This is a genomic window from Pseudoalteromonas phenolica (assembly GCF_005886345.1).
GTDB lineage: Bacteria > Pseudomonadota > Gammaproteobacteria > Enterobacterales > Alteromonadaceae > Pseudoalteromonas > Pseudoalteromonas phenolica_A.
Map to the genome: position 1 here is coordinate 36986 of NZ_PNEC01000042.1, position 25615 is coordinate 62600.

28 protein-coding genes and 1 pseudogene are annotated in these 25615 nt (G+C 39.5%); 15 read left to right on the plus strand and 14 right to left on the minus strand.

Going from position 1 to position 25615, the window contains the following annotated elements; translation table 11 throughout:
- Positions 1–51: 51 nt before the first annotated feature.
- Together fos and CWB72_RS14290 are read right to left on the minus strand one after the other, a co-directional pair.
- Positions 52–450, minus strand: coding sequence for a fosfomycin resistance glutathione transferase (gene fos, locus CWB72_RS14285; RefSeq protein WP_138632633.1), 399 nt, complete (start codon positions 448–450; stop codon positions 52–54).
- Between the two features lie 45 nt (positions 451–495).
- Positions 496–1404, minus strand: a complete 909-nt coding sequence (locus CWB72_RS14290) for a LytTR family DNA-binding domain-containing protein (RefSeq protein WP_138632636.1) — start codon at positions 1402–1404, stop codon at positions 496–498.
- Positions 1405–1490: 86 nt separating this feature from the next.
- On the opposite strand from CWB72_RS14290, the gene CWB72_RS14295 reads away from it, so the two are divergent.
- Together CWB72_RS14295 and CWB72_RS14300 are read left to right on the plus strand one after the other, a co-directional pair.
- A complete protein-coding gene (locus CWB72_RS14295) occupies positions 1491–1910 on the plus strand; it encodes a DUF2141 domain-containing protein (RefSeq protein WP_130255994.1) in 420 nt (139 codons plus the stop codon).
- Between the two features lie 10 nt (positions 1911–1920).
- Entirely contained in the window at positions 1921–3441 is a 1521-nt protein-coding gene (locus CWB72_RS14300) for a carotenoid oxygenase family protein (protein WP_138632639.1), read from the plus strand.
- Between the two features lie 92 nt (positions 3442–3533).
- Here CWB72_RS14300 and CWB72_RS14305 read toward each other — a convergent pair whose 3' ends face one another.
- From CWB72_RS14305 to CWB72_RS14335, 7 genes and pseudogenes are all read right to left on the minus strand, one after another.
- Positions 3534–5246, minus strand: coding sequence for an amidohydrolase (locus CWB72_RS14305; protein WP_138632642.1), 1713 nt, complete (start codon positions 5244–5246; stop codon positions 3534–3536).
- A 94-nt stretch (positions 5247–5340) separates the two neighbouring features.
- Complete coding sequence (locus tag CWB72_RS14310; RefSeq protein WP_138632645.1) at positions 5341–6039, minus strand: aspartate/glutamate racemase family protein; 699 nt, start codon at positions 6037–6039, stop codon at positions 5341–5343.
- A gap of 370 nt (positions 6040–6409) precedes the next feature.
- Positions 6410–7006, minus strand: coding sequence for a class I SAM-dependent DNA methyltransferase (locus tag CWB72_RS14315; protein ID WP_138632648.1), 597 nt, complete (start codon positions 7004–7006; stop codon positions 6410–6412).
- A gap of 9 nt (positions 7007–7015) precedes the next feature.
- Positions 7016–7413, minus strand: a pseudogene (locus tag CWB72_RS14320) (ACT domain-containing protein).
- 35 nt (positions 7414–7448) lie between these two features.
- Entirely contained in the window at positions 7449–8072 is a 624-nt protein-coding gene (locus CWB72_RS14325) for a hypothetical protein (RefSeq protein ID WP_138632651.1), read from the minus strand.
- 117 nt (positions 8073–8189) lie between these two features.
- Entirely contained in the window at positions 8190–8567 is a 378-nt protein-coding gene (locus CWB72_RS14330) for a GNAT family N-acetyltransferase (protein WP_212747896.1), read from the minus strand.
- A 79-nt stretch (positions 8568–8646) separates the two neighbouring features.
- Positions 8647–9039, minus strand: coding sequence for a GFA family protein (locus CWB72_RS14335; protein WP_252371562.1), 393 nt, complete (start codon positions 9037–9039; stop codon positions 8647–8649).
- 126 nt (positions 9040–9165) lie between these two features.
- Between CWB72_RS14335 and CWB72_RS14340 the strand changes: the two genes are divergently transcribed.
- From CWB72_RS14340 to CWB72_RS14395, 12 genes are all read left to right on the plus strand, one after another.
- A complete protein-coding gene (locus CWB72_RS14340) occupies positions 9166–9852 on the plus strand; it encodes a tRNA (adenine(22)-N(1))-methyltransferase (protein WP_138632657.1) in 687 nt (228 codons plus the stop codon).
- Positions 9853–10157: 305 nt separating this feature from the next.
- Positions 10158–10514: a cupin domain-containing protein gene (locus CWB72_RS14345; RefSeq protein WP_138632660.1), complete on the plus strand. Its 357-nt coding sequence runs from the start codon at positions 10158–10160 to the stop codon at positions 10512–10514.
- Between the two features lie 151 nt (positions 10515–10665).
- Positions 10666–10986 (plus strand): hypothetical protein, encoded by a 321-nt coding sequence (locus tag CWB72_RS14350; RefSeq protein ID WP_138632663.1) that lies wholly within the window; start codon positions 10666–10668, stop codon positions 10984–10986.
- A gap of 302 nt (positions 10987–11288) precedes the next feature.
- Positions 11289–11633 (plus strand): Fis family transcriptional regulator, encoded by a 345-nt coding sequence (locus tag CWB72_RS14355; RefSeq protein WP_138632666.1) that lies wholly within the window; start codon positions 11289–11291, stop codon positions 11631–11633.
- Positions 11634–11706: 73 nt separating this feature from the next.
- Positions 11707–12315 (plus strand): DUF998 domain-containing protein, encoded by a 609-nt coding sequence (locus CWB72_RS14360; protein WP_138632669.1) that lies wholly within the window; start codon positions 11707–11709, stop codon positions 12313–12315.
- Positions 12316–12324: 9 nt separating this feature from the next.
- On the plus strand, positions 12325–12534 hold the full coding sequence (locus CWB72_RS14365; protein WP_138632672.1) for a hypothetical protein: 210 nt from the start codon (positions 12325–12327) through the stop codon (positions 12532–12534).
- A 6-nt stretch (positions 12535–12540) separates the two neighbouring features.
- Positions 12541–13155, plus strand: a complete 615-nt coding sequence (locus CWB72_RS14370) for an HAD-IB family hydrolase (RefSeq protein ID WP_138632675.1) — start codon at positions 12541–12543, stop codon at positions 13153–13155.
- A 238-nt stretch (positions 13156–13393) separates the two neighbouring features.
- Positions 13394–15025: a methyl-accepting chemotaxis protein gene (locus CWB72_RS14375; RefSeq protein WP_138632678.1), complete on the plus strand. Its 1632-nt coding sequence runs from the start codon at positions 13394–13396 to the stop codon at positions 15023–15025.
- Positions 15026–15353: 328 nt separating this feature from the next.
- Complete coding sequence (locus tag CWB72_RS14380; RefSeq protein ID WP_138632681.1) at positions 15354–15704, plus strand: hypothetical protein; 351 nt, start codon at positions 15354–15356, stop codon at positions 15702–15704.
- A gap of 170 nt (positions 15705–15874) precedes the next feature.
- A complete protein-coding gene (locus CWB72_RS14385) occupies positions 15875–16684 on the plus strand; it encodes an alpha/beta fold hydrolase (protein WP_171037313.1) in 810 nt (269 codons plus the stop codon).
- Between the two features lie 731 nt (positions 16685–17415).
- Positions 17416–18222 (plus strand): helix-turn-helix transcriptional regulator, encoded by an 807-nt coding sequence (locus CWB72_RS14390; protein ID WP_138632688.1) that lies wholly within the window; start codon positions 17416–17418, stop codon positions 18220–18222.
- An 84-nt stretch (positions 18223–18306) separates the two neighbouring features.
- Positions 18307–18864: a YbhB/YbcL family Raf kinase inhibitor-like protein gene (locus tag CWB72_RS14395; protein ID WP_138632691.1), complete on the plus strand. Its 558-nt coding sequence runs from the start codon at positions 18307–18309 to the stop codon at positions 18862–18864.
- Between the two features lie 191 nt (positions 18865–19055).
- Here CWB72_RS14395 and CWB72_RS14400 read toward each other — a convergent pair whose 3' ends face one another.
- From CWB72_RS14400 to CWB72_RS14420, 5 genes are read right to left on the minus strand one after another with little or no spacing between them, the layout of a single operon-like run.
- The gene (locus CWB72_RS14400) at positions 19056–20291 is read right to left on the minus strand and encodes an ABC transporter permease (protein ID WP_138632694.1); all 1236 of its coding nucleotides are present in this window, start codon (positions 20289–20291) and stop codon (positions 19056–19058) included.
- Entirely contained in the window at positions 20288–21478 is a 1191-nt protein-coding gene (locus CWB72_RS14405) for an efflux RND transporter periplasmic adaptor subunit (protein ID WP_138632697.1), read from the minus strand. The genes CWB72_RS14400 and CWB72_RS14405 overlap by 4 nt, the downstream gene beginning before the upstream one ends.
- Complete coding sequence (locus tag CWB72_RS14410; protein ID WP_138632700.1) at positions 21475–22656, minus strand: efflux RND transporter periplasmic adaptor subunit; 1182 nt, start codon at positions 22654–22656, stop codon at positions 21475–21477. Before CWB72_RS14410 ends, CWB72_RS14405 begins: the two co-directional genes overlap by 4 nt.
- A complete protein-coding gene (locus CWB72_RS14415; RefSeq protein ID WP_138632703.1) occupies positions 22649–23647 on the minus strand; it encodes an HlyD family secretion protein in 999 nt (332 codons plus the stop codon). The genes CWB72_RS14410 and CWB72_RS14415 overlap by 8 nt, the downstream gene beginning before the upstream one ends.
- Entirely contained in the window at positions 23644–24318 is a 675-nt protein-coding gene (locus CWB72_RS14420) for an ABC transporter ATP-binding protein (RefSeq protein ID WP_138566321.1), read from the minus strand. The genes CWB72_RS14415 and CWB72_RS14420 overlap by 4 nt, the downstream gene beginning before the upstream one ends.
- A 243-nt stretch (positions 24319–24561) precedes the next feature.
- On the opposite strand from CWB72_RS14420, the gene CWB72_RS14425 reads away from it, so the two are divergent.
- The gene (locus tag CWB72_RS14425; protein WP_138632706.1) at positions 24562–25578 is read left to right on the plus strand and encodes a hypothetical protein; all 1017 of its coding nucleotides are present in this window, start codon (positions 24562–24564) and stop codon (positions 25576–25578) included.
- The last annotated feature ends 37 nt before the right edge of the window (positions 25579–25615 follow it).

The window sequence follows — 25615 nt, forward strand, 5'->3', positions numbered from 1 at the left end:
GTTGATATTTTTACCTCAACGCAGTGCTTGCAGCCTTTAATGTCATCAAGTTTAAAGCCATTCCAGCTCTGGATATGGCTTTTCTTTTAATGACTCAAGTCGACTTGATAAAGACCCTGAATGTAGTTCAAGTTTATGACCATCAGGGTCTAAAATATAAAGCGATAACCCTTCGCTTTTGTTCTTTTTCCAAACATTTACTCCTTGAGCTAAAACCCTCTCTGAAAATCGATGAAAGTCTTCTTCACTGATTGAGAATGCAATATGGGTATAATCTTGCGCAGGAGAAGGTTCATCACATGACAAACAAAACCACATGTCGCCAACAGATAAATAAGCGCCACCTAGCCACTTTACATGCGCTTTAAACCCTAAAATATCTCTATAAAATTCAAGTGATTGAGCTAAATTACTGACTGCTATCGTTATATGATTTAAACCTGTGATCATGGCCGTGTAATCTCGTTATTAACATGCATTTCATTTTGCTGGAAGCTATTTAATTCCTAACACTGATTTAGTATTTGCTAGGTAAGTCTGTGATACGGGTACTTCAGTGCCATTGCTCATTACTAAGATCAGCTTCCGACCTTCTTTTTTACTGCTCGCTACCGCATCTTTTGCCACCCACCAAGAACGGTGAGTTTGAAATCCGTCGTAACTTTCGAGTTTAGTAAGTGCATCTTTAAATCGCATTAATAAAAGGTGGTCGCCTTTATCAGTCATGATATTGAGGTAGTGGTCGTCCATTTGTAAACAAATCAACTGCCCCCTTTTATCAAGCGGCAACTCATTGATCAGCGCCAGAGCTGGCTGTTTTTGAATGCTCTCTACTTGCTCATTTTGCTGAGCAAGCTGCTCTGTATTTTGCTGTAATTGCTGACGCTGCTGAAACAGCATAGTTTTAATAAAGCTCACCCCTGACATAAAGCCACCAATGAAAAAACAAGCCAAAAATGACATGGGTAATGACTGCCAGTAATTCTGAAATGAACCAAAAAAGAGATTAATAATAAAAGGAGCAAACAGTGCCATAATGCCACTGGCCACACAAGTTGAAACCAGTAATCGCACTGCAGCATTATTTAAAGACTCGGGTAATGAATTGCTTAACCACTTTGATAAAAAGTAAATAGTCGGAGAATAAATTACATAGCCGCTAAAGCACATAATTAGCCAAAAAATGCCCGCATACCAAAATGCAATTTCATGCATGCCAAAAGGACGAACAAAAGTTAAAAAGATAACAAAAGCAACAACAACCAGGCTGTCTGAAAGTATATCCTTAACATACCATTTTTTTATTAACTCTTGTTTTTTTTGGTTTATTTCACGATTCGCCAATTGAACACCTGTCTTTTTAGTTGTTTTTACGAAGTTTTCAGTACAGCTGACGAAAGCCATGTTGAGACATCAGCAAAGCGACTTTATTGTTTCTCCATCGCGTTCTGATACGCACTCAACACCATTTATTTAATAAGGAATGACTTATGCGTTTATTACAACTTTCAGCTTTGACACTTGCCTGTGTAATAGTACCTGTTTCAGCACAGACGGTGCAATTCGATATTCAGGCGATTAAACATAACCAAGGAAAATTATACGTTCAGCTATTTAAAGGTGAAGAAAACTACAATGCAGGCAAGGCCTACAATGCCGTTATTGTTAAGGCAAAAGAAGGTTCTATCAAGGTTACTTTTAATGATGTAGAAGCCGGTGATTACGCCATTCGCTATTTTCATGACGAAAACAATAACGGCGATATAGACACCAATTTATTTGGATTACCAACAGAAGGCTATGGCTTTTCAAACAACGCCAAAGTTAATTTTGGACCACCAAACTATCAGCAAATGTCATTTCAAGTAGCTGAAAAACCTGTTAATAATTTTTCAACCATCAACTACTAAGGAAGTGAAAATGGAACGTAGGCAAGCAATTAAGAACATCTTAGGTATTACGGCAGCAGCAGCGGTTACTCCGCTGCCTGCTTTGGCAAAACTTAATATTGAACAGAGCGACCCACTAAAACTCAATGCCAAGCTGTTTAATCAGGCTTTAAAAAGCGAGCCTAACTTGCTCGGTTTTATTGGCCTTGAAGACAATATAGCTCCGCAAAATTTACCAATAGAGGGAAAGTTGCCATCTGACTTTAGCGGAACATTTTATCGCAATGGCCCCGCTATTCATCAAAGGCAAGATCAGCGCTACTTACATCTATTTGAAGGTGACGGCATGATCCAGCAATTTTCATTCTCATCTCAAGGCATAGCTCACCAAGCTAAATTTGTGAATACCAATAAGTTTGATCAAGAGCAGAAAGCTGGAAAGTTTCTATTTTCTGCACCTGATAGCAAACTCGAAAATACTTTACCGGTTACTAGCCCTGACACGATAAATGCAGCAAACACAAATGTTCTGCCAGTCAATGGCGAGTTATGGGCATTGTGGGAAGGCGGCTCAGCCACATCATTAGATGCAGAAACTTTAGAGACCAAGGGCTTAGTTAATTTAGGAGCCCACAGCAAATATGGTAACGCCTTAAAAGGGTTAGCTTTTTCGGCCCATCCAAAAGTTGACCCTGATGGCACGATATGGAACTTCGGAAGTACAGCCACAGGCGATATTGTGCTTTATCATATAAATAATAAAGGCATTACTCAAAAGGTAAACATTCTCAAAACTAATTATCATGGCGGAATGCTGCACGACTTTTTGGTAACCGATAAACACCTACTGATTATCTTGCCTTCACTGAAACGAGACAGAAGAAACCATCGCCTTTTTAATGCTGTTGAGTTTGACAAAAATTTACCAATGCGCGTATTGGTTGTTGATAAAAATACTTTAACCCTTAAGCGTGAATATGCCCTCAATGCAGGGTTTGCATTTCATTTTGGCAATGCATGGGAAGATCCGCAGGGTAATATTCGCTTTGATGCCAGCCTCTACCCAAATGTTGATAACCTGCATTACTTAAGCGACATCATGAAAGGGCTAATATCAGAAGCGGGACATGCTGAAACGACTTTCTTTACCCTGTATGCCAATGGTAAAACTGATCAACAGACGGTCTCAGGGATCAGTGAATTTCCACGTATCTATGACCATCTAACCGGGTTAAAAAACAAAATGTTAGTCACGCTGTCATCTGTTGAAAGTGATGTCTGGAGTGATAGCGTCAGGACCATTAATACTGAAACAGGCAAACAAGATACTTTTGTGTACGGAAAAGACTTTTTAGTAGAAGAACATATTATCGTCGATAAATCACAACATGAGGGCAAAGGTTACCTTGTCGGCACGGCACTGCATATACCTTCTCAGCGTACCTGCATTAATATTTTCAAAGCCAGTCATGTCAGTGACGGGCCTATCTGTCGCGCTTGGCTTCCCCAGTTTTTACCACTGGGCTTTCATGGCAACTTTTTACATAGCTGAGAATAAGCGATTGATTATTATAGAGAGAAAACCTAACCCCGCAGTGAAAGCTTACTGTGTCGAACTGCGGGATTTTAAGGAAGAAAAAAACGTTACTGGGTACGTTTAAAGATTACTTTGTCATCGTTTATGGTCATTAGCACTTTGATGTCTTTTATTTTTAGAGGCGAAATACGCGTCGGATCATTATCTAAAACCACAAAGTCCGCTTGCTTACCAGGCTCTATAGACCCTTTTATATCTTCTTCAAAGTGCTGATAAGCGGCCCAAATCGTCATTGCTTTGATGGCCTCGACAGGGGAAAGTTTATGGTTTTCACCCAGTACCTTACCTGTGCGAGTTACACGGTTCACGGCACTGTCGATTAAGCGCATCGAATTCGGAAAAGTTACAGGAGCATCAGAGTGAATAGTAAAAGGCATATTTGCGGCTTTAAACCAACCTGTCGGTGAAATATTCTTTGCCCGCTCAGGACCTGCTACTGAGTCTCTATGCCAGTCACCCCAATAAAATGTGTGCATAGGGTACAAAGCTGGAAAAATTCCCAAAGCTTGTAACTTTGCAACTTGATCGTAACGTGTAAATTGACCATGGATCATGACAGTACGATGATCGCTCAACGGCGTCTTTTGATTTATTTGACCAACAAGGTTGATTAACTGATCTATCGCGGCGTCGCCATTGGTATGAACAAGTAGCTGCCACTTCTTTTTATAAGCCAATTGTAATAAAGCTAATGCAGCTTCATCATTAAATGCAGGGTAACCGGAATAGTCATGATTTTGCCCAGCAGGAGGAATTAAATAAGGTTGAGTGAACCAAGCTGTTTTACCTTGAGGAGAACCATCGAATGTTAATTTTACCCCACCGATCCGAAAGCGGTTTTGATAAGTTTTAGACATTAAATCACTATTCAAAATAGGCGCATCTTTTAGCACTTTGAGGTCAGCATAGGAAATAATATCAATATCAAAGCCTTCTTTAGCAGCAATCTCCGGCAATAATTTCAATGTTGATAAGTCTGACTTACCATCTTGTACTGTTGTAAAACCATTAGAAGCATAACTGCGCTCACCTGCTTTATACAAACGGATTAAATCTTCGGCTGTAAACTGGGGGATCATTTTAAAAAAGACCATAAAATGTGCATTTTCTTGCAGCACGCCATTAGGCGTTTTGCCATCGGCTTCTCTCTCTATAACGCCACCTGGCGGATCCGCCGTTTCGGATGATATTCCCATTAATTCGAGGGCTTTACTGTTATACACACCGATATGCCCTGACTGATGCATTATCACTACAGGCAACTCAGTGCTTACCGCATCTAGATCATGACGGGTTGGGTGACGCTTTTCTGCCAATTGAGAGTCATCATAATTAAAACCAAGTACCACTTGATAGTCTTTCACTATAGACGAGGTGTCTCGAAATCGGATCAGAGCATTTTGTAGTTCGGCAATATTATTTACGGGACCATCTGGTGCAGGCAGAAGATTAGCAACAATTGATTGTGTACCTACACCAGCAAAATGACTATGGGCATCAATAAAACCTGGCGTTAAAGTCTGCCCTGTTAAGTCAATTACTTTTGTGTTCTGACCTTTAAGCTCCAAAACTTTTTCATTGTCACCTACTGCTAATATTAAGCCATTTTGAGTTGCCACAGCCTCAGCACTTGGCTGCCTATCGTTTGCAGTGATAATGGTGCCATTGATGTAAATGGTATCGGCAATAGAAAGTTTAGACTTATGCGTACATGAAACAATGCAAAGTACACTGATTAATAATACAAATAAATGCTTCATAATACTCCCTAGAATAAATTTGAGCTAAATTTATGCTAGTTGAGCCTGAGGTTATACGCCAATTTCTGTGAATATATACACAAACTTGCGAAGTTTATAACCCTTGCAAGGCAAGCTCTACGCCTTTTTGGGCATGAATATCAGTGGTGTCATATAAAGGAATGCAAGTGCTATTTTGGTTTACGAGCAATGCAATTTCAGTACACCCTAGGATCACTGCTTGCGCACCTTGTTCATGAAGGTGGGTGATAATCTTTAGGTATTGCTCTTTGGAATCTGCTTTGATGATCCCGCGACATAACTCATCATAGATAACATGATGAATATTTTCTCTATCACACTTGTCAGGCACGATCACTTCAATGCCAAATTTATCGCTCAGACGGCCTTTGTAGAAGTCTTGCTCCATGGTGAACTGAGTGCCTAGCAAACCCACTTTTGAAACACCATCTTGAACTAGACACTGTGCTGTTGCATCGGCAATATGAAGAATAGGAATGTTAATCTGTGCTTCTATTTCGGGCACTACTTTATGCATGGTATTCGTACAAATCATCAAAAAGTCAGCACCAGCACGCTCTACTGATTTTGCGGCATCGGCCAGTATCACTGCGGTATCTGCCCATTTACCTTGGTGTTGTAACTGTTCGATTTCGTCGAAATTAACACTATACAAGCTGATTTTTGCCGAATTTAAACCGCCGAGTTTAGCTTTAATCCCTTCATTCAAAGCCTTGTAATAACTTGCTGTAGACTCCCAACTCATTCCACCTAATAGGCCTATTGTTTTCATGGTGAGCACTCCTGTTGATATATTTTTATATACTCACTTTTTCAGAAAATATCTAAAGCAGCAACCCTATTTGTCCATATAATCTGAGCTTTGGTGAAGAGCTTTACCAAAGTATTGATAATGAATTAATAAGTGTTTTTTAACTCTGCAGCCGGAAACTTTTAGGGATAACACCGCTCACGCGTCCTGCTTTCGCCAAGGTACCTACATCCATGTAGGCAAGGCGAATTAACGCGTCAATAGCTGGTCTATTGCAAGTAAATTCAACGTAGTTAATGTTGAAAATAGCCGCTGGAGATAGATTTATTATCCTGAGCTCAGGTTATACAACTTTTGGCTGCTCAATCTAGTCCATTTGCTTTTGGGCACTTTATTTCTGGGCAATGATATAAGTGTGTAACTCAGGATATTGATCAAACTCCAGATGCTTAATGGTACAACCCAGTTCCATTAATAACGATACAAAACCATTTGTGCCTAAAGAAGAGTAATAAACTTCAGGGCCCATAGCACAGTTAGTATGCGCACCTTCGGACTCTGTGCCACCGAATGAAAAAATAAACACGCCACCCGCATTTAAACTGTCGACGATTTTAGCGATAACATTACGCTGTTCACTTAAAGGGATATGCCAAATACTATCCCACGCAGTAATAAAGTCATATTTATGGGGTAAGTCGTAACTGCAGATGTCAGCGTGCACAAAAGCGATTTGCGGGTGTCGCTCTTTTGCAAGCGAGAGCATTTTTTCTGAGACATCAAGCCCTGAAACATCGTAGCCAGCCTGAGACAACAACTCTATGAAACGCCCTGTTCGCCCACAGCCAATATCGAGCGCTTTTCCCCTGTTTTGAGAGAAAGTCATGGCTTTTTCATGTTGTGCAATGCCGTTAGACATGTTGAAAGTATCTGCGGCCCATCGCTCGGTTATTTGATCATAGGCTTTGCCTAATTCTTCAGGTTTCATGGCAAAGCCTTACTTGCTGGCAAATTCTTTTAGTGCAGTCATAGCATGCTCTGCCTTTTCGGTTTGTACAAAAATATGGTCGTGATAGAAAGCTGCAACTACATTCGCGCTAATACCGTGTTCTGCCAGTTTAGTGGCAACCGCAGCGGTTAACCCCACAGCACTAAGCTTGAATGCACAGTTAAGGTGATGAGTTTAAACACACCATCGAATCCTAGGTTTGCTCGTTGTGCTTGTTGCTTTTCAACAATTACAGTGAGCCCTTCTTGCTCCATAAAGGTTGCAATTGGTTGCAGCGAAGCAACCTCTGAAAGCGGATTTTTTACCGTACAAAATACAAATTCACCAACTTGTAATTCGGGTGACATATTTTGCAAAAGTGTATTCAAATCAGTAATGGCTGACATACCTTTTTAATCCTTGCTGCTAAATGATAAATGACTTAGTTACGGTAATAATCTTCTAAAAAGATACTAATTGGGCCACCCGCGTTTTGTTTAATTGGATAATTATTTACCATTCGGAAAGAGAAAGCGCCATAACCCACCATAGCTGTGGAGTATTGTGTTTCTTGGTAATTATAGTCACTGTCAAACTCGCTTCTGTCAGAGTAAACAACAATGTTCTTCACAGGCTTATTAAAAATGTAAGTGATCTTAAGGTAGTAACCGTTTTTACTATTTGACTCGTCGATAATTTCATCAACAATCGCTGGTTTTAATTTCTCAGATTTTAGTTCTACTGTTGCAACAGCTGGATAGAACACTCTTGCTGTAGGACCATTTAAGCTATAAAAAGCACGGACAGTTACTGTCTTAAATGATTTATCTGTACTAAATGCGCTATAGAAAGTTTTACCAGTTTTGAGGTCAAGACACTTTCTATCAGCACCAACTGTAGACTCTTGAAATACATATAAATTAGTAGGAGTGAAAGTAATATCTTTTATTTCATTTGAGCAGTTAAGCATTGACTCCAAAATTGGAAAGTAATCAACGCTTGTGCCTTTATTAGTCTTACAGCCAGTTAAAGCGACTATAAAAAGTAGCAAAATTATTTTTTTCATTGTGAACATTTATTTTTCAGAGCCTTATTTATCGTTCATAGCAAAACCAAAATTAATATACCTGATTGAGTTTTGATTTCTTAGAGTTTTATTTATCAAAACTTATTCATTCATAAATTAGAGCCTTACCAACGACATTGGCACAAATCGTATGCCATTAAACTCACCTTCTTGCTCAGTTATTTCAAAACCATGTTTTAAATAAAAGTCGACGGCATTAACTGCTGAACGAAGCTTTATCTCTTGCGCATCAGTTGAATTAAATAAGTGTTGCAGTAACGTTTGACCAATACCTCGCCCTAGCACCTGATGCGAAACAAATAAATGTGTGAGGTAATTTCCGGCTTTCATTGCGGCAAAGCCTAATAAGGTGTCGTTTGATACCGCTTTTACAGTAACAAAGTTATCGTGGTCGAAGGTCGCTTTGATATCCGTTAGCACCCGTGCAATATATTCTTGCTTACCTTGCTCATTAAAATGCGGTAGCACAGCCACTTTTGAGACTGCTTCGACTAAATTTGTAATAGCGGCTAAGTCTTCGTTGTTAACCCTCTGAATTTACATATCTTTACTCCTAAACTGAAGAAGTGAGTGCCTTTTGGTTCGAATTTGGTTCATAAAAAGCCCATGAGTCTGCACCATCAAAATAGCGAATATTGACTTGCTCTAATATATCTCGTTTAAACATTCTTAGATTTACAGCCATTCGGTCAGCATTGCCTAACTCAGTCGGGGTGTAATGGGTTATACACCCACAACCGACACAATGATGAAAGTCGATTAACTTATCACCATGGCTGTAGGTTTTTGTCTCGCTTTTTACCGAACTAATTTTGACGTTTTGAGGTAAGAAATAGGCCCAAATTGCTCCATACCTATAACAAATTGAGCAATTACAACTCGTAACTAAATCAATGGGTTGTAACAGCTCTATGTTGACATCACCACAATGACAGCTCGCTTGCATAATACTTCCTTATTATCACTTTATTAGAGCACCTTAACATTAAATCATTGAGATGCTCGCCAAAATTTTTAAACGCCTTACAATAATGCGTTTTTTATACTTATACCTTAAGGTCAGGGCTAAATTTTGAAACTCAGCAAACGCTTAAAATTAATCGAGTCTATGGTGCCTCCTCAATATGATCATATTTGGGACTGCTGCTGTGATCATGGTTATTTAGGCGCTGCACTTTTAGATAAGCAAAACGATGAAACCGTACATTTTGTCGATATTGTACCTGAGCTGATGTTAAGCCTCGAAAGTAAGCTGCAAGCGTTTTATATTGAGCATAACTGGCAAGTTCACTGTTTAGATGTGTCTCATCTGCCTTTGAAAAATCATGAAGGCAGACATTTAGTCATTATTGCTGGCGTGGGTGGCGATTTAACCGCGCAATTTATATCAAGCATTAGTTCGCAACATCCAAACTTAGACATTGATTACTTAGTTTGCCCCGTGCATCATTTATTCACGCTAAGAGCCAAGCTTAATGACCTGAAATTAGGTCTAGTGCAAGAGGCTTTAGTTGAAGATAACAAACGTTATTATGAAGTCATGTTGCTTACATCTAAGCAAAATCAACAGCCCGTCTCAGCGGTCGGTGAGCAGATTTGGCAAGCTGACAATGATGTACAACTCGACGCAGCCGAACGATATTTAAAACAAACACTCAACCACTACCAACGCATTGCTAAAGGCAAACGTAACGATGTGGCACATATTATTTCTGCTTATGAGCAAGTAATTCCAAAGTTAAAGCTTAAGACTTCTTAAAGGACATAAAGCTAATTTACTGCCGTTAATATTTTCAAAATGCTTAAGTCAAAATTGAAAACAAACTAGCTCACTAAATGTGAGTTCGATTTTATATCGTGCAGCTTTATAGTGAACATCGAATCATCTCAACTTTGTTCAGAAGTTCATTTAGTTGCTTATAGACCATGAAACAAGTTTAAGATAGTTCATAGGTTAATAATCTGATGTATAACAATATTGAAGGCGTAATTTAATATCTTGCTTTGCAAGGTATTAAAAATGCGTCATAGTATTTAACGCCTCAAAACAACAATGATATCAGCATGATGAAATACACACTTCTAGCCGCGCTATTAATAATTAGCACATCGTGCTTTGCGACCACCAAAGCGAGAAAAGAAATATTACTCAACAACACAGACGTTGAAGTGATCAGAGCCACTTACCCTGCAGGAAGTGAATCAGGCGTACATACTCATGTTTATGCAAACCGCGTTGTGTATTTTGTCAAAGGTGGCGTACTTGCCATCACGCCTGAAGATACCCGTAAGCCTGACCGTATTATTACTGTAAAAGATGGCCAAACTCTGTATATGCCTGGCGGCACACACAATGTTAAAAACATCGGCGACACTGAAGTCATCATCGTTGAAACTGAAATCAAAAACAGCAAACTGTAATTTTAATTTTGTAAAAATCAAAGCTATGACTCTTTCAAGACTAAAATCTTTTCTTATACTAGCTTTAACTCTTTCAAGACTAAAATCTTTTCTTATACTAGCTTTAGGCCTAACAACTTCTCATTTGTTAGGCTGTGAAGCTACAAGCAAAGTGCATGTCATTGCACCTCAGTGTTCGCCAGGTGAACTCTCAAACATTTACTCAGCCCTAGCAGAGATTAAACAGATAAGTGTCATAAAGTCAGACGCTGAACTGCCAAATGGCATGCTTCATAATTCGATTCTGATCCCTAATCTAGTTCGAGACTTCACATTAATTGAAGATTTAGCCAATACGTTAACTACCCATGGATTTAATACACAAATCAACTACATCAACAAATTTAACCATCACTATAAAGATAAACACATTGGTGTGTATATTACCCATTGTAATCTTGTCGGCAGCACTTCAAAAAAACTCTCAAATTAATTCGCAAATTATATGACTTAAAAATCCGTTTATAGGTGAAAATCATGAAGTGTCTCGTAAAGAAACTTATATGTTGAGATACAAATGGTGCAAACGCGTTTAAAAATCTAATAGCCCGAGCAATGCAATTACATCGAGCATACTCTGGCTTTGCCATTTTTCACAGTCACATAACGAGTTTCTGTCATGAGGTAAAACCTAAGTTAAGCCTCGACTATAAATTTCGATTTCAAATGGCTTTTCTCACTGTATACTGCCCGCCTAAGACTAACAATTTAATAGATCAGTTCAGGTATTTTACTATGCGTAAGTCCGACAAAAAGATTGATAATCAACTTAGAGAGTCGCTTACTCAAGTATGTGATGCAGCCCTCAAAGATATCGAAGGTTTCCAATGGCTTACTCACCAAGCTAACTATTCTGATTTCCCAAATAGCCTCAAGATCATTTGTGTGTTTGATACAAAAGAGCAAATGAATGATTATTTAAACTCGTCACAGAATGCATACTTACTTGATCTTATTAGTAAAGAGTTAAATACGATGAGAATAAAAATTAAGTCGGTGGCTAAAGTAGTCAGTTACGACTCTGAAGAAAGCTGCTTAGCTGAGCACAATGGTAATTGGTCAAGGCGTTTCGGAACTTAAAGTTATATTATAATTTGAGGTTTTATTCAGTCTCAAACAAAGCAAAAGATTCAATAGTAAGGAGAGTTATCATATGCTTGAACAAACCATGTCTTTAATGGGTTTAATCGCATCAATTTGGCTGGTACTAGGTGTTTATTTGGCTGCAAAGCTTTACCCAAACTACAATCATAGCGAGCAGTTTTGTAGCGAATTAGGTGCCGTTGGTAGCCCAACACAAAGATTTTCTCCGCTTATCAATAACTACCCGCTCGGTGTGCTGTTTTGCCTCTTTGGTGTGTATGTATTTAACTTAGAACCTAATATATGGCTTCAGCTTACTGGAATATGTATTGTCGTGCACGGCCTAGGCACTTGGGTTGCTGGCTTTTTCCCTATGGATGCAGATCCTTATACCAAAGCGCCGAGTCGTGACTGTAACATCCATTCGTGGGCGGGCTTATTTATGTTGCTTTCACTGTTGCTAGCCCCCATATTCATGCTAATCGCGCCGCTATCTGCCATTAACAGTTTCGCGTTTAAAGCTTTTTCAATCATGAGCCTTATCGGTACTATTTATACCCTTATATTGATGAAAAAGGCCTATGTTCAGAAACAAAAAGTCGGGCTATATCAGCGTATTTCTTATGGCACGCAGTTAATTTGGTTGAGCCTGTTCTCTCTTGTCATCTCTTTCAATTAATAATCTTAGATGAATAAAACATTTGAAATTAGCCGCATACATACACCATTAGGTATTTTTAGAGTGTCAGGAGGAGTTTCTGAACAAAACGATTTGACAATATCGCAGCTAAAGATCATGGGTACTGATGGCTGGTTATTTCTAGATATTCAATCAACCAAGGTCACCAACCTAATAAAGCAACTAGAGCCGCACTTGCTGGCTCATTTAAAGGGTTAAGCCCTTATGACTGACAAGTTGAGTAATAAAAACTTAGCCCTTTTTGATTTTGATGGCACCTTAACCGATGCCGATATGTTCACTAAATTCTTAAAGTTTTCAGCGACAAAAAAGCGCGCTTGGCTTATAAAACTGACACTACTCCCCTTATATGGCTTTTACAAGTTAGGCCTTTTCCCTGCTCCAACTTTGCGAAAGTTAGCAAGCTTTGTCGCTTATAAAAACAAACCCATTAGTTTCTTGCGCCCTCTTGGAGAAGAATACGCGCTTACGGTGATCCCCAAACATCTTCGCACACAAGCCATTGAGCGTTTGCAATGGCACTTACAAGAAGGTGATACCGTTGTTGTGGTGTCAGCCTCTATAAACCTGTACTTAGAGCCTTGGTGTCATTCGCTTGGCATTGGACTAATTTGTAGTGAACTTGCGACTCAGAATGATAAATTTACAGGGCTGTATATAAACGGAGACGTTAGCAATCACACTAAGGCTGATAGGGTAAAATCAATGTTTAACTTAAAGGAATTTAAACGTATTTACACCTATGGCGACACCCCAGAAGACCATGCACTTTTATCTCTCGCCGACGAACAATATATGAATTGGGTAAGGTTAAAATAGCCCGCTCAAGCCTTAACACTTTTTTATTAACACCAAACATCAATCTAATCAATATTTACTTTTATTTACATTAACTGAATAGTAAAAACTGATGATTTATCAGATTTTTGCATATAAAGATCGAAAATGTAATAACTCATTAATAAAAATAAATCTCATTATTGCACCCTTTTAGGGTAAACTCCGCAGCTTCAGTTATTTCATTAACAATATACATACAAAATGTGAGGTCATTGTTTTGAACATCAACCGCCTACTTGGCAAAATTAAAGTTGCCAATAAGCTGCGAATCTCTATTGCAATCTCTATCGCAATTATAGTCGGAGTCCAATTTTCCGCTGCAAACAAATTAAAAGACACAATGACAGCTGAAAGACAAACAAAGGCGATTAGCCTTGTGGAATCTGTAAGCTCTCAACTCAATGCCATTGCGAAATCAGCAGCGCTGACCACTGAGCAAAAGCAGGCACAAGCAAAGAATTTGATCAATAACACTCGATTTGGTGAGTCTGGTTATTTTTTCGTTTTCAACATCAAAGGGGATATGGTTGCCCACCCTATTAAACCTGCATTAAATGACAACTCTATGACCCAGCATACAAAACCATTTATTCGACATGCTTTCATGCAATTTGTTGATACCGCTGAGCAATATGGAGAAGGTTTTGTAAACTATCTATGGCCAAAACCTGGTTCAACCGAGCAAGAAGAAAAGGTTTCATATGTTAAGAAACAACCACACTGGAACTGGGTGGTAGGCACAGGTATTTACCTTGCTGATATTCAGGAGAATTACTACCAAACCCTGCGAACTATTCTTATTGAAATGGCAATATATATCACGTTATTACTCATTGTCTCTCAATACGTAGCTCGAAATATTACAAGGCCCCTTAACAAATTAACTCGTACCATGTCACAAGTTGCGAATGAAAAAGACCTAACGATTCAGCTAAAGCATCAAGGTAATGATGAATTATCTGAAATGGGTAGAGCTTTTAATGAGAGTAATGCTCAGTTTAGACATGTTCTAGACAACATTAATGAGAATACCTTATCACTTGCTTCACAAGCGGAAGAACTATCAGTTGTAACTCAACAAATTAAAACAGGGATAATAGAGCAGCATACTCAAACCACTTCAGTACAAGAAAAAGTAGCAGACTTAGAAGAGTCCGCACAAGAAGTCTTTAATAAAACGCAACATGCACTTGAAAATGTAGAACATGCAGCTCAACTAACCGAGCATGGTTTACAGCACATCAATGACAACGCTATCACCATTGAGAATGTCTCCTTCAGAGTTAACAACGCAGCTGAAACGGTCAAAGACTTACAATACAGTTCAAATAAGATTACTGAAGTACTAGATGTGATTCAAAAAGTAGCAGAGCAAACTAATCTGCTTGCTCTGAATGCCGCTATTGAAGCAGCTAGAGCTGGAGAGCAAGGACGAGGTTTCGCAGTCGTAGCTGACGAAGTTAGAACATTGGCTATGCGCACTCAGCAATCTACCGAAGATATTCAAACTATCATAAATCAATTGCACTCAGGCGTAAGTGCCACTGTTACAGAAATGGATCTATGTCGACAATCTGCGCAAGAAGGTTTAGTAATAAGTCAGAAATGTGATGAGACGCTTAAAAAAATTGATGCTGCTGTTAAAGTAATCGAGCAAGCCAACAGCGACATTGCTACAGCAACACATATGAAGACCCAAAACATCTCAATTATTTCAGATAAGATGCTCGGTATATCAGCCGTTTCGCAACAAACTGAGGAAGGTGCGGAGCACACACACGCAGCCAGCCAGCAGCTCAGCGTAATGTCGCAGGAGTTAAGTGATTTGGTGCGAGAGTTTAAGGTTTAGAAATTTGAAAGTCAGCTCGCGGCATGAGTGAAGCGCCGCAACTGACGGCAAAACAACCTTAACTTGAAACGTAGCGCAATTTTAGTCCTACTCAATAGTCCCAGTATTTTTTATGTGCCAAAAGAGGAGCTTAATAAGTAACTCTTTTCTGCCCCAAAACGTGTTAAGTCGAGCGTCGCAAATGAGCGAAAAACGGACATTAAATATTTTCTTAGCTAGCAAATGGTTAGCTAATTTGATAAAAACGTAGCATCAGAAAAGTAAGCAGTTGCGCGGTAGAAGTATGCACGATTTGCGCACTTTAAATTGTTATATGCAAAGGATGTTCATGTTCAAGCTGATAGTTTTAAGTTTTCTTCTAGTGGTTACAATTTTTACCACTGAGGCTAAGGGGAAATGTGATATTTCGGGTATTTGGAACCACTCATCTAAACCTGCAAAACTTTTTGTCAATTTGAGTAAAGGCGAGATTTCTGTTCTTTCTCATGATAACAATGCTAAAGCAATTGGATTAGTTGTTTTAAAAAGTATTGTGTTAGATTCATCTTCGAATTCTTGGGATGCAAAAATGTATAGTGCAGCTGAAGATTCATTTGTTGATGTTCAAATAAAATCGAAAAGCTGTAATCAATTAAGTGTTAGCTTTAACAACGAAGAAGTTTTAGGGCTATTAAGGTAAGTTTGCATTTAACAAGCTGTTATCAGGTCGTTAGTTACCTCCAACCTAAAAACGGAAATTTAATGTTTAAAAACTTTTTACTAATCTCTTTTGTATTTTAGCTAATGCTGAACATGGCATATTCAAAGGACTTACAAGGTAGAAGTACACATCAAATACACTACGTGGAAATGGATGATAAGATAAACTTAGAAGTCATCGATTGGGGGGGAGAAAATAAAGCTTTGGTGTTTTTAGCAGGGCTTTCACTAAACGCTCATACTTTTGAGCATATTGCACATGAATTTACCGATTCATATAGAGTTTTAGGAATAACTAGAGCGGGTCATGGGAATTCAGATACCAGAGAAAAGAATTTTTCATTTCAACGTTTGTCAAAAGACATAATAAATGTATTGGATAGTATGAATATTAATAGTGCTATCTTCGTTGGACACTCCGTAGCTGGCGGTGAGCTTACTTACCTTGGTAAACATTTTCCTGAGCGAGTGAAAGGGTTAATCTATATCGACGCGCTCCAAGCGCTAAAATATATGGACAGTCACTTAGCCGTTTGTCCTGACATTGCTTCTGCAAGCATAGAAATGTTTGAACATAGTGAACACTTTTATCGTACACAACGAATCAAAAATGCTGACGGCAGTTTTATGCCGTTTGCAGATCTCAATGCTCTAGGTCAAATCGCAGTTGAGGAGCAAAAAGAAGGTCGCAATTACTCTGGTATTTTGGCTCCTGCTTTAGCGATTAATCATATACCAGAGCAAACCGATAACTTTTTTTTAGGCGTACAGACTCCTAATCAGCAATGCAGAGAAGAGGTCAATAAGTTAACTTATCTAGGAATAGCGGATTTCATTAAGAATAAACCCAATGCAGATGTCGCCGCCATACAGGGTAGTCAGCACATGATTCATAAGGTTACACCAGAAAAATTAGTGGTAATTATGAAAAGTTGGCTCTCGCGAGTATTTGGCAACTAACAAGTCTCTCAAAAGGACACAAAACGCTTGGCTTATGCTCCTTCCTCGCTAAATTTAGCCAAGTATTTATACGGTCATTAGCAAGGCGTTGCCAAAGTCCGAAAGTGGCAAATTTGAGCCAGTCAGTATGATATTTTATTACTCAAGATTTATTTGGATGTATGGATATCCAGATGTTCAGTATGAAACTTTATTTTTGGAGTAACAGAATCACCAACAAGAATTCAGCGCTTTCGGGAAACTTTGGTTTGATACTTTATTGCTTTCTTACAGCCCCTGTGGATGAACAATAAATTCTCATCCACAACAATAAAGTATCACCCTAAACAATAAAGATTCATACTAACCAAGGTCGGCTAAGAGCGAGGACCGGACGTTGACATCACCTCATCACTCTCCAAAATCTGAGTCTTGGCTAATTTTTTGGAATAATTTTAATGCACACATTTCCATGAAAAAGTGCCACTTTTGTTCATGAACAAGGTTCGATTATTTAGATATAAAAAGCAACTTGTTAATATTTAATGCTAAAAATTGCAAATTAAAATTACATAAAAGTCTTTTAATGGCTCGTTAATCTAAATCCAATTTTACATTGATAGGGCAAAAAACTACTGATAGTCTACTGAAAATGAATAATTTATTAGCGTGCAAATATTAGGTTGTGGATAATTTTCATAAATCGAAATGCGCACTAATAAGCTGTTAGGCTTGATACACCTTAGATAGCTATGGAAAAATTGATAAACACAGTTGAGAATATTATCTCTGGTAATAAAGAGCTTCCTTTTTCTATATATAGCTCAATAAAAGAGCAAAAGCTGCTAAATGTTCCTATTGTAAAACCCTTACTAATTGTGGTTCTCGAAGGAAAGAAATACCTTGGAAAAAACAACGATATAGTTTGTCATGCTGGCGACTTCATTTTTCTGTCTGATAGCCCTGCAATAGACATGAGAAACATTCCTAAAGAAAAGTCGTATTTTGCATTGTTAATAGAGTTTTCCCCCCAGGATTTTAGTGGTCTTAATAATTCGACTTTTAACGGGAAATATTACTCAATTGGTAAAACGACATTGATGCTTGAGAAATGCTTACAGCAATTTGTTGAAAGCACATTGTGGGCTCCTAAAGAATTATGGTCTTCACGAAAAAGGGAAATTTTAGAATTACTGTGCCATATTGGGCATAAAGATATTTTATCAATGCTAGGTAGTCATAAAATTGGATATAAACTTCATGAAATATTTTGTGGAAATAACTTCGAAGATATGACCGTAAATGATATTTGTAATCATCTGGCAATGAGTGAATCTACATTGCGTCGAAGGCTCAAGTCTGAAGGTACATCTATTCAAGAAGTTAAAGATCGGGCTAGATTAGGTCAGGGGTTACATTTGCTACAAACTTCGAAGTATTCGATAGGATTGATTGCTGAAATGTGTGGATATCAATCTCAATCAAGATTTTCGGAACGTTTTAAAGCTAGATTTGGTTTAACACCTTCGGAACTTAAAAAAACAAAAATGACCGGTTAAGGCGAAATATTGGCGGTTTATGGACTAAAAAGGCAAGAGCGAGCAGATACAATATCTCTACATTAATTACTTGAGAAAATAGCTATGCATCGTTCACTTAAATTTTTATCTGTTTTATCACTCGCTCTTTCTTCATCAGTGTTTGCCGGATCTCTTACATTAACAAGCCAAGACATTAGTGAAGCTAAGTTTATGTCGAAAGATCATGAATTTAATGGTTTTGGTTGTTCAGGAGGAGATAAGTCACCGCATCTAAAGTGGTCTGGCATACCGAAAGGGACAAAAAGCTTCGCGATTACAGCTTATGACGCAGATGCACCAACTGGAAGTGGGTGGTGGCACTGGCAAATAGTAAATATTCCAATGTCGGTGAGAGAACTTGCGACCGATGCTGGAAATACAAAAAAACCGACCTTACCAAAAGGTAGTATGCAAATACAAAACGACTATGGCACTAGAGGTTTCGGGGGGGCTTGTCCACCTAAGGGACATGGAATACATCATTATCGTTTTACAGTCCATGCGCTTTCTGTTGAAAAGCTTGAGTTGCCTGAAGATGCCTCTGGAGCATTGGCTGGCTATATGATTAATGCACATACAATAGAATCAAGTACAATCGAGTCGCTATATAAGAGGGATTAGCAAAACAAGGGCCAGCCACTAAGAGTAAAACCCGACATAAAGTCGGTGTTACCGAGATTCTAGCATTCAACAAAAAAGCGCAGACCTCATCAAGTTCTGCGCTTTTACTTTCAGCTTATCGCTTTTAACTTAAAGCTTGTGGCTTTCAGCTCACTAACTCATCCTAGCGAACTCGCTTACTTCATCGAAAATCAATCACTCTGCAGTGCTTCTATCGGATCAAGCTTTGACGCTTTTATAGCTGGGTAAACACCAAATGTTAAGCCCACCAATGCACAGATGCTGAACGATAAAACGATGGCGCTGAGCGACCAAGATACTGCCCATTCTGAATAGAATGCAATTAGCTCAGATAAAGCGATACCGAAAAACACTCCAAGCAAGCCACCTAAGATAGAGATAGTAAAACTCTCGGTAATAAATTGAACTTGAATGTCTTTTTGCGTGGCACCAATGGCGCGAAGTAAACCAATTTCTTTGGTGCGCTCTAACACTGTTGCCAGCATGATATTCATGATACCGATACCGCCCACCAGCAATGAAATACCTGCCACGCACGACATTACAATATTGAAAATTTGCTGGGTTTGCTTTTGCTGTGCTAATAACGCGGCAGGCACAATCAGCTTGTAATCATCAATGTCGTTATGACGCCCCTTAACCAAGGCATCAATGGCTTGTGCGGCCATCACTGGGCTAAAGCCCGGCTCAGTTGCCAGCTTAATGCGCGATATTTCTGGGTCGAGCAACTCACTTTTAAAGCGGTGAATGGCTGTTTTTAACGGGATAAAAATCTGGTTTTGTTCGTCGCCTAGCTTCACCCCTTGAAACTCTTTCTTTTTCAAAAAAGGCGCTTCTAAAATACCCACGACTTCAAACCAAAGATGGTTGATTTTAACTGACTTACCTACCGCATCACCAAGTGGAAACAAAGTTTTAGCGGTATTGGCGCCTAGCAGCGCTACCTGTGAAAAGTGTTGTCCGTCTTGCTCGTTTAGCAAGCGCCCTGCACTTAAATCGAAATGCGCCAGCTTGAAGTAGTTTTCACTGACCCCCACAGCTTGGCCTTCGAACTTAGCGTATTCACTGAATACATGGTAGGTTTCGACTACTTTCTCTGCGGCAAAATCAGTGATAAATGGCAAGGCTTCAACGGCGACTTTACCATCATTGAGCGACAGGCCATCTGAGTGTTTACGCTGCTCTCTGAGCTCTTCTTCTTCGAAGTCTTTGGCTTCAATAATGACATTGTTGAGGCCCATAGAGTCGATCATTTTCAACGCTTCACGCTGAGCGCCCTCGCCAATATTTAGCATGGCGATTACCGCACCTACCCCGAAGATCATGCCAAGCAGTGTCAAAAAGGTGCGTAGTTTATGTTGCTGTAACTGTACTACAGCATCTTTAAATAAGCCCACTAGATTCATAATTTGCCCTCCTTATCGACTAACGCAATCACATCTCCCTCTGAGAGGCCTTGAGTAATTTCAACATGGCTTAAGTTGCTTTGCCCCAAACTCACAGGGGTCTTGCTAAAACCCGAGGCCGTTTTAAGTTGCACATACGCACCGTCTTCATCGGCAAATACACTAAACTTAGGCACAACCAGTTTTTCGGCTGCTTGGTTGGCAATGATATTTGCCGTGACTTTTAGACCTGGTCGCAAATGTGCACCTTGCTCATCAATACTGGCGGTGAGCTCATAGTATTTTTGTGGGTCTTGGCGTTTGATTGATTTAGGAAAGGGCGCAAGCTTGGTCACTTTACCTGTAAAAGTTTTGCTCGGATCTGAGATCAAAGAAAACTCCAGTGTTTGGCCTTGCTGCAAGTTAATGGCTTCGCGCTCTTTCACGAATAGTTTAATTTGCATCACTGAGATATCCGGTAAACCCGCAATTTTCTGGCCCGGCCAAAGTGTTTGCCCAGCTCTTGGTTTTTCGCCGCGCCAGTTCACACTGTGCGTTAACAAGCCATCATGGGGAGCAACAACTTCTAATGACGACAAGTTACCATTGAGCATATCAATTTTGCTTTGGTGCTGCTGACTCTGCATGTTTAAGAGATCTAATTCACCTTGGGCACTGCTATTAAATTGCTCTGATTGCCAATTAAAATAGTCTGTTTTTGCATTTAGGTAATCAACCTTTTGTGCCTGCTCTAAGATATCGAGTTTGGAGATGATGCGTACATCATCAATTGAGAAGGTTTCAGCAAATTGCTTTTCTTCTTCAACGATATCAATGTCATACCCTAGATGCTTTCTTCTTGTGTCAATCTCAGAATTTTTACCAGACAAGTCTTGTGAAACTTTATTGTTTGAAAATTCATTTTCGCGCTTTTGCTTACTCATGACACGACCGTCGAATCTCGCTACCACTTCACCCTTTTTCACTTGCGAATATTCAGGCATTAACCATGCGAGCGTTTGTGGACCACGCGAAGAAACAGGCGTACTGATCACAGTTTCTGTTGCTGCGATTAATTCGCCCTTTGCCTCAACATAGTTCTTAAATGGTGCTGTTTTAACCACATAGGTTAATTGCACATCAACTTCTGCCAGTTCTGAGCAAGCCGTTAGTAATAATGCACTGATCACTATCGCTAAATATTTCATAGACGTACCTCATCTCCTTGTTTTACTCCCTCTGTGATCACAGCAAAGCCATTACTGATATTACTGACTTGAACAGACAGTTTATCGCCGCCTTTTTCTATCACGTAAGCGCTGGCTCGCTCTCCACTTGACTGCTCATTGTGTAAGGCCGAGATAGGCACAACTAACACATTTTCAATTTTATCTGTGGCGATTTCTACCCGAGCAGTTAAGCCAGGACGCATGATCGCAGCATCAATGTCATCTAAGGTGATCAGGGTATCAACTATGCGGCGTTTGTCTTGTGGTGATTTTTCACGAAAAGCACTGCCAATGGTAGTAATTTTACCTGAAGTAATGAGCGGCTCGGGGCCATCTATGGTGACTTTAACATGTTGATTAAGGGCAATACGGCCAAAGTCTGCTTCATCTATTTGTGCTTTTACTTGCATGTCTTCTATTACTGCCATTTCAATAACTGGCTGGCCAAATTGCACACTTTCACCCACCGTCGGCTTTTCACCACTCGAATTACTGTAATACATCACAATACCATCCATAGGGGCTTTAACTTTAAGCCTTTCGATGTCTTGCTTTAGTGCGTCAACTTCGGCCTTCAAGCGGCCTACTTTGCCTTCAGCCAATCGAATATTGAGCTCTTTGGTTTCTTTTTGAAATGTTAATTTTTTTTGTGCCAGCTCTAGGTCATTTTTAGCAATGGTGAAATCTATCTGCGCCTTGCGCTTATCGTTGTCTGAAAGCGAATCATCGTTAATGTCGGCTTTACGCTCAGCAATATCAAAGTTCATCTGCGCTTCGGCAAGGGCTAGTTTAAGCTCTTCTTGGTTTTTAATTTCGAGTGCTTTTTGGTTCTCTAGTTCTTTGACTGCACGATCATATTCGCTGTTTTTATCAATTAAGCGATCGCGAACAGGTTTGTCGTCAAACGATGCAACCACCTCGCCTTTTTTAACTTGCTTGTTTTCAGGCGCTAGAAACTTTACCTTGTATTGCCACATGCGAGCAATGGAAGGAGGCGCAATCAGCGACTGCTTTGCTGACTCTAGTTCACCATTGGCCTGTACAGCAAGTTGAAAACTGGTTTTCTCGACAGTGTGATAGTCAAATTCATCACTACCACAGCCAGCTAATGATAAAGCGACAATACTGGCTAGTATGCCTAATTTAAACTTATTCACTTTGGCCTCCTTGTAAACGCACACGCCCAGTCATCCCCGGCAGTATTTTTAGCTTTTGTGTTTCATCAAATGAGAAAACAGCACGATAATAGGCGTCTTTCCCCCATTCTTTTCGTTCTTCAGGTTGTGTTGATAAATTAGTTAACTTGGCTGTAATAGGTGTTTTTTGGTAGGCGTCTAGGGTCAAATTAACGCTTTGGTCAAGCGTAAGGTGCTTATAATCAATTTCATGTACCCAAGCCTCAAGGTAGAGCCCTGTCATAGCTGGAATTTCTGCAATTTTCCAGCCTGGTTGTGCCGTCGCCCCCGAAAATAATTTAGACCCATACCAAGGGTGATTTGCATATAAGATCGGGCCTTGATTGGTTGCCTTATGGGTTAAGTCATTTAAGCGTTCTCGGTTTTCTTTTAAGTTAATTTGTAAACGTGCGATTTCGATTTCTTGTTTACGAATATTCACCTGCGCTGTGGTTTTTGCTTCAGCTAGACTGGCTTTAGCTTTGTGTTTTTGGATCACCGCTTGCTCAAGTTTGAGCTGGTTTTCTTCGTAGTCGAACACGCTGACATGACTTTTCGGCACAGCGGCATCAATTTTCGCTTTTTCGAGTAATAACTCAGCCCGAGTCAAAGCAAACTCAGCTTCTAAAATAGTTTGCTTGCCTTTATTTTTCTGTCGCTTTAATTCATCTTGCGCGTTATTAAGGCTGACCTCATCTTGCTCTATGGTGCTGGCGATTGAGCCGCCTTCGAAAACCACCACCACATCGCCGGGCTTCGCCACTTCGCCTTCTGGCAACATCCATTCAATTTGCACACGCCAAGTATCACTTTGTGGCGAAAAGAAAGTTTGGCTATCACCGGCCTTGATTTCACCTGTGATGAAAATGCTTTGAACATCCTCTGCATAGCTATTAGCGCTGAGCATTGAGCTTGAAAGCAACATAGCCAAACACAATGGTTTTAATGTGCATCGTTTTAAATTAGCTTTCATCGGCGGCTGTCCTCTATTTTCACACCATCTTTCATTCGGATAATACGTTTTGCATACTCGGCAATATCGTCTTCGTGGGTCACCATCACAATGGTGTGCCCTTGATGGTGTAAGTCACATAGCAGTGACATAATTTCGTGAGAGGTTTTGCTATCTAAGTTACCTGTAGGCTCATCGGCAAAAATGACTTTTGGCTCATTCACTAGGGCTCTAGCAATTGCCACCCTTTGTCTTTGACCACCCGACATTTCATTCGGTTTGTGCCCTGCTCTATGATCAAGTCCGACTTTGGCAAGCATGGCTAAGCCTTTTTGCTTGGCTTCTTCTGGTGAAGTCTCGCTGTAACGCAGTGGCAGGGTGACATTTTCAAGTGCACTCAAGCGGGTTAAAAGGTGAAAGGTTTGGAAAATAAAACCGATACGCTCGTTTCTTATTTTTGATAAGTCTTCATCGCGCATATCTTGAATAGACTGACTCGACAAAAAGTATTCACCCTGTGTCGGTGTATCAAGACAGCCTAAGATGTTCATGAGGGTTGATTTTCCCGAGCCCGAAGAGCCCATAATGGCAACAAATTCGCCCTCATCAATGGAGATAGAAACATCGTTTAACGCGGTGACTCGCGTTTCCCCATTGCCGTATTCGCGATATAAGTTCTTAACTTCAATCACTTGCTACAATCCTTGATTATTATTTTTATCAGATATTCACCGTATACAATGTGAACAACTGAGTCAACTATCATAAGCGACTGATTTTAGTAACAATAAATCAAACTGTACCGATTTACCAAAAGTTAACTTTATAGTAAAAAAAGCATTACCAATGAAACATAAAATGCAAAATAATAATGGTTACATTCCAAACCTGTTTCCACTATAGTAACTTTCAGGTTACGGAAAACAGTGATTGTTATGAGAAAAAGTCTTATATTTTTAAGTGTTTGTCTACTTGCCGCCTGTAGTAAAGAAAGTAAACTTGAAGAAAGTTACTACCAGGCTGAAGTACAAAGAGATCACCAAAGCCAATATCAATTCGCGCAGCAACTTGTTGAACTCGGTGAGACATCGTGGCAACAGCGAGCACAGCAACACAAAACAGCCATTGATAAAGTCACACAATCACGGGCACATCTTATTCAACAAGATCTGATAACGGCATTTAATTTAGCCGCTGAAGCTAAGAAATTAGACAATTCAATGGCGGCCGACACTGTTCTTAAACAGATCCTCAGTGACGACGCTTTACAAAAGCTAGTTAAAAGCACCTATACCTTATTAGACAAGCACTCTGCTTTAATTTCACAAGGGCAGAAATTGCTAAGTGAAGCACCAATAGAATGGAATATCATTGAGTTAAACGAATTCTTATTTCAACTAAATTCACTGATTCAAAACTCAGAAAAAACAATTGAATTAACGCCTTGGCAGCAAAGCAATCAGGCTTACCATTTAATCACGTTAAATACGCAGCACATTGAGCAGCTAAAATTAATGCAACAGCAGCTTTTAAGCACAGTTAAAACAGCAACTTGTGATACGCTTTGCGCTGGATTAAAAGCCAATCTAAAAGACGTACAGAAAAACATTAATCTCTTTGATAAAGTCGCTGTAGAAAGCATGATGGCCTTCCCATTTGAACAACAGCTAAAAAAATCGAGAGAATGGCTAGAGCTAAACAATAATATTCGTATCACACTTGAAGAAGTAGATACCATTCTTGGCGCAAATCATAAAGCCTACTATCAATCTTTACTTCGAGCGGTCAGAGGTCCTAAGTATGATCAACAATATTGGCAATTTGCTGATGAAGATGTCGTCAGGGTAAGCAATGCCGAACAAGTCGAAGACGTGAGTTTTATTGCCATCGAGCTCTCGGCGAATTTAAAAACATTCTTAGAAAACTATGAACAGCTTGCGTTTTTGAGATAGCTAACTCAGGCAATAAACAAAAAAGCCCCATCAGCAT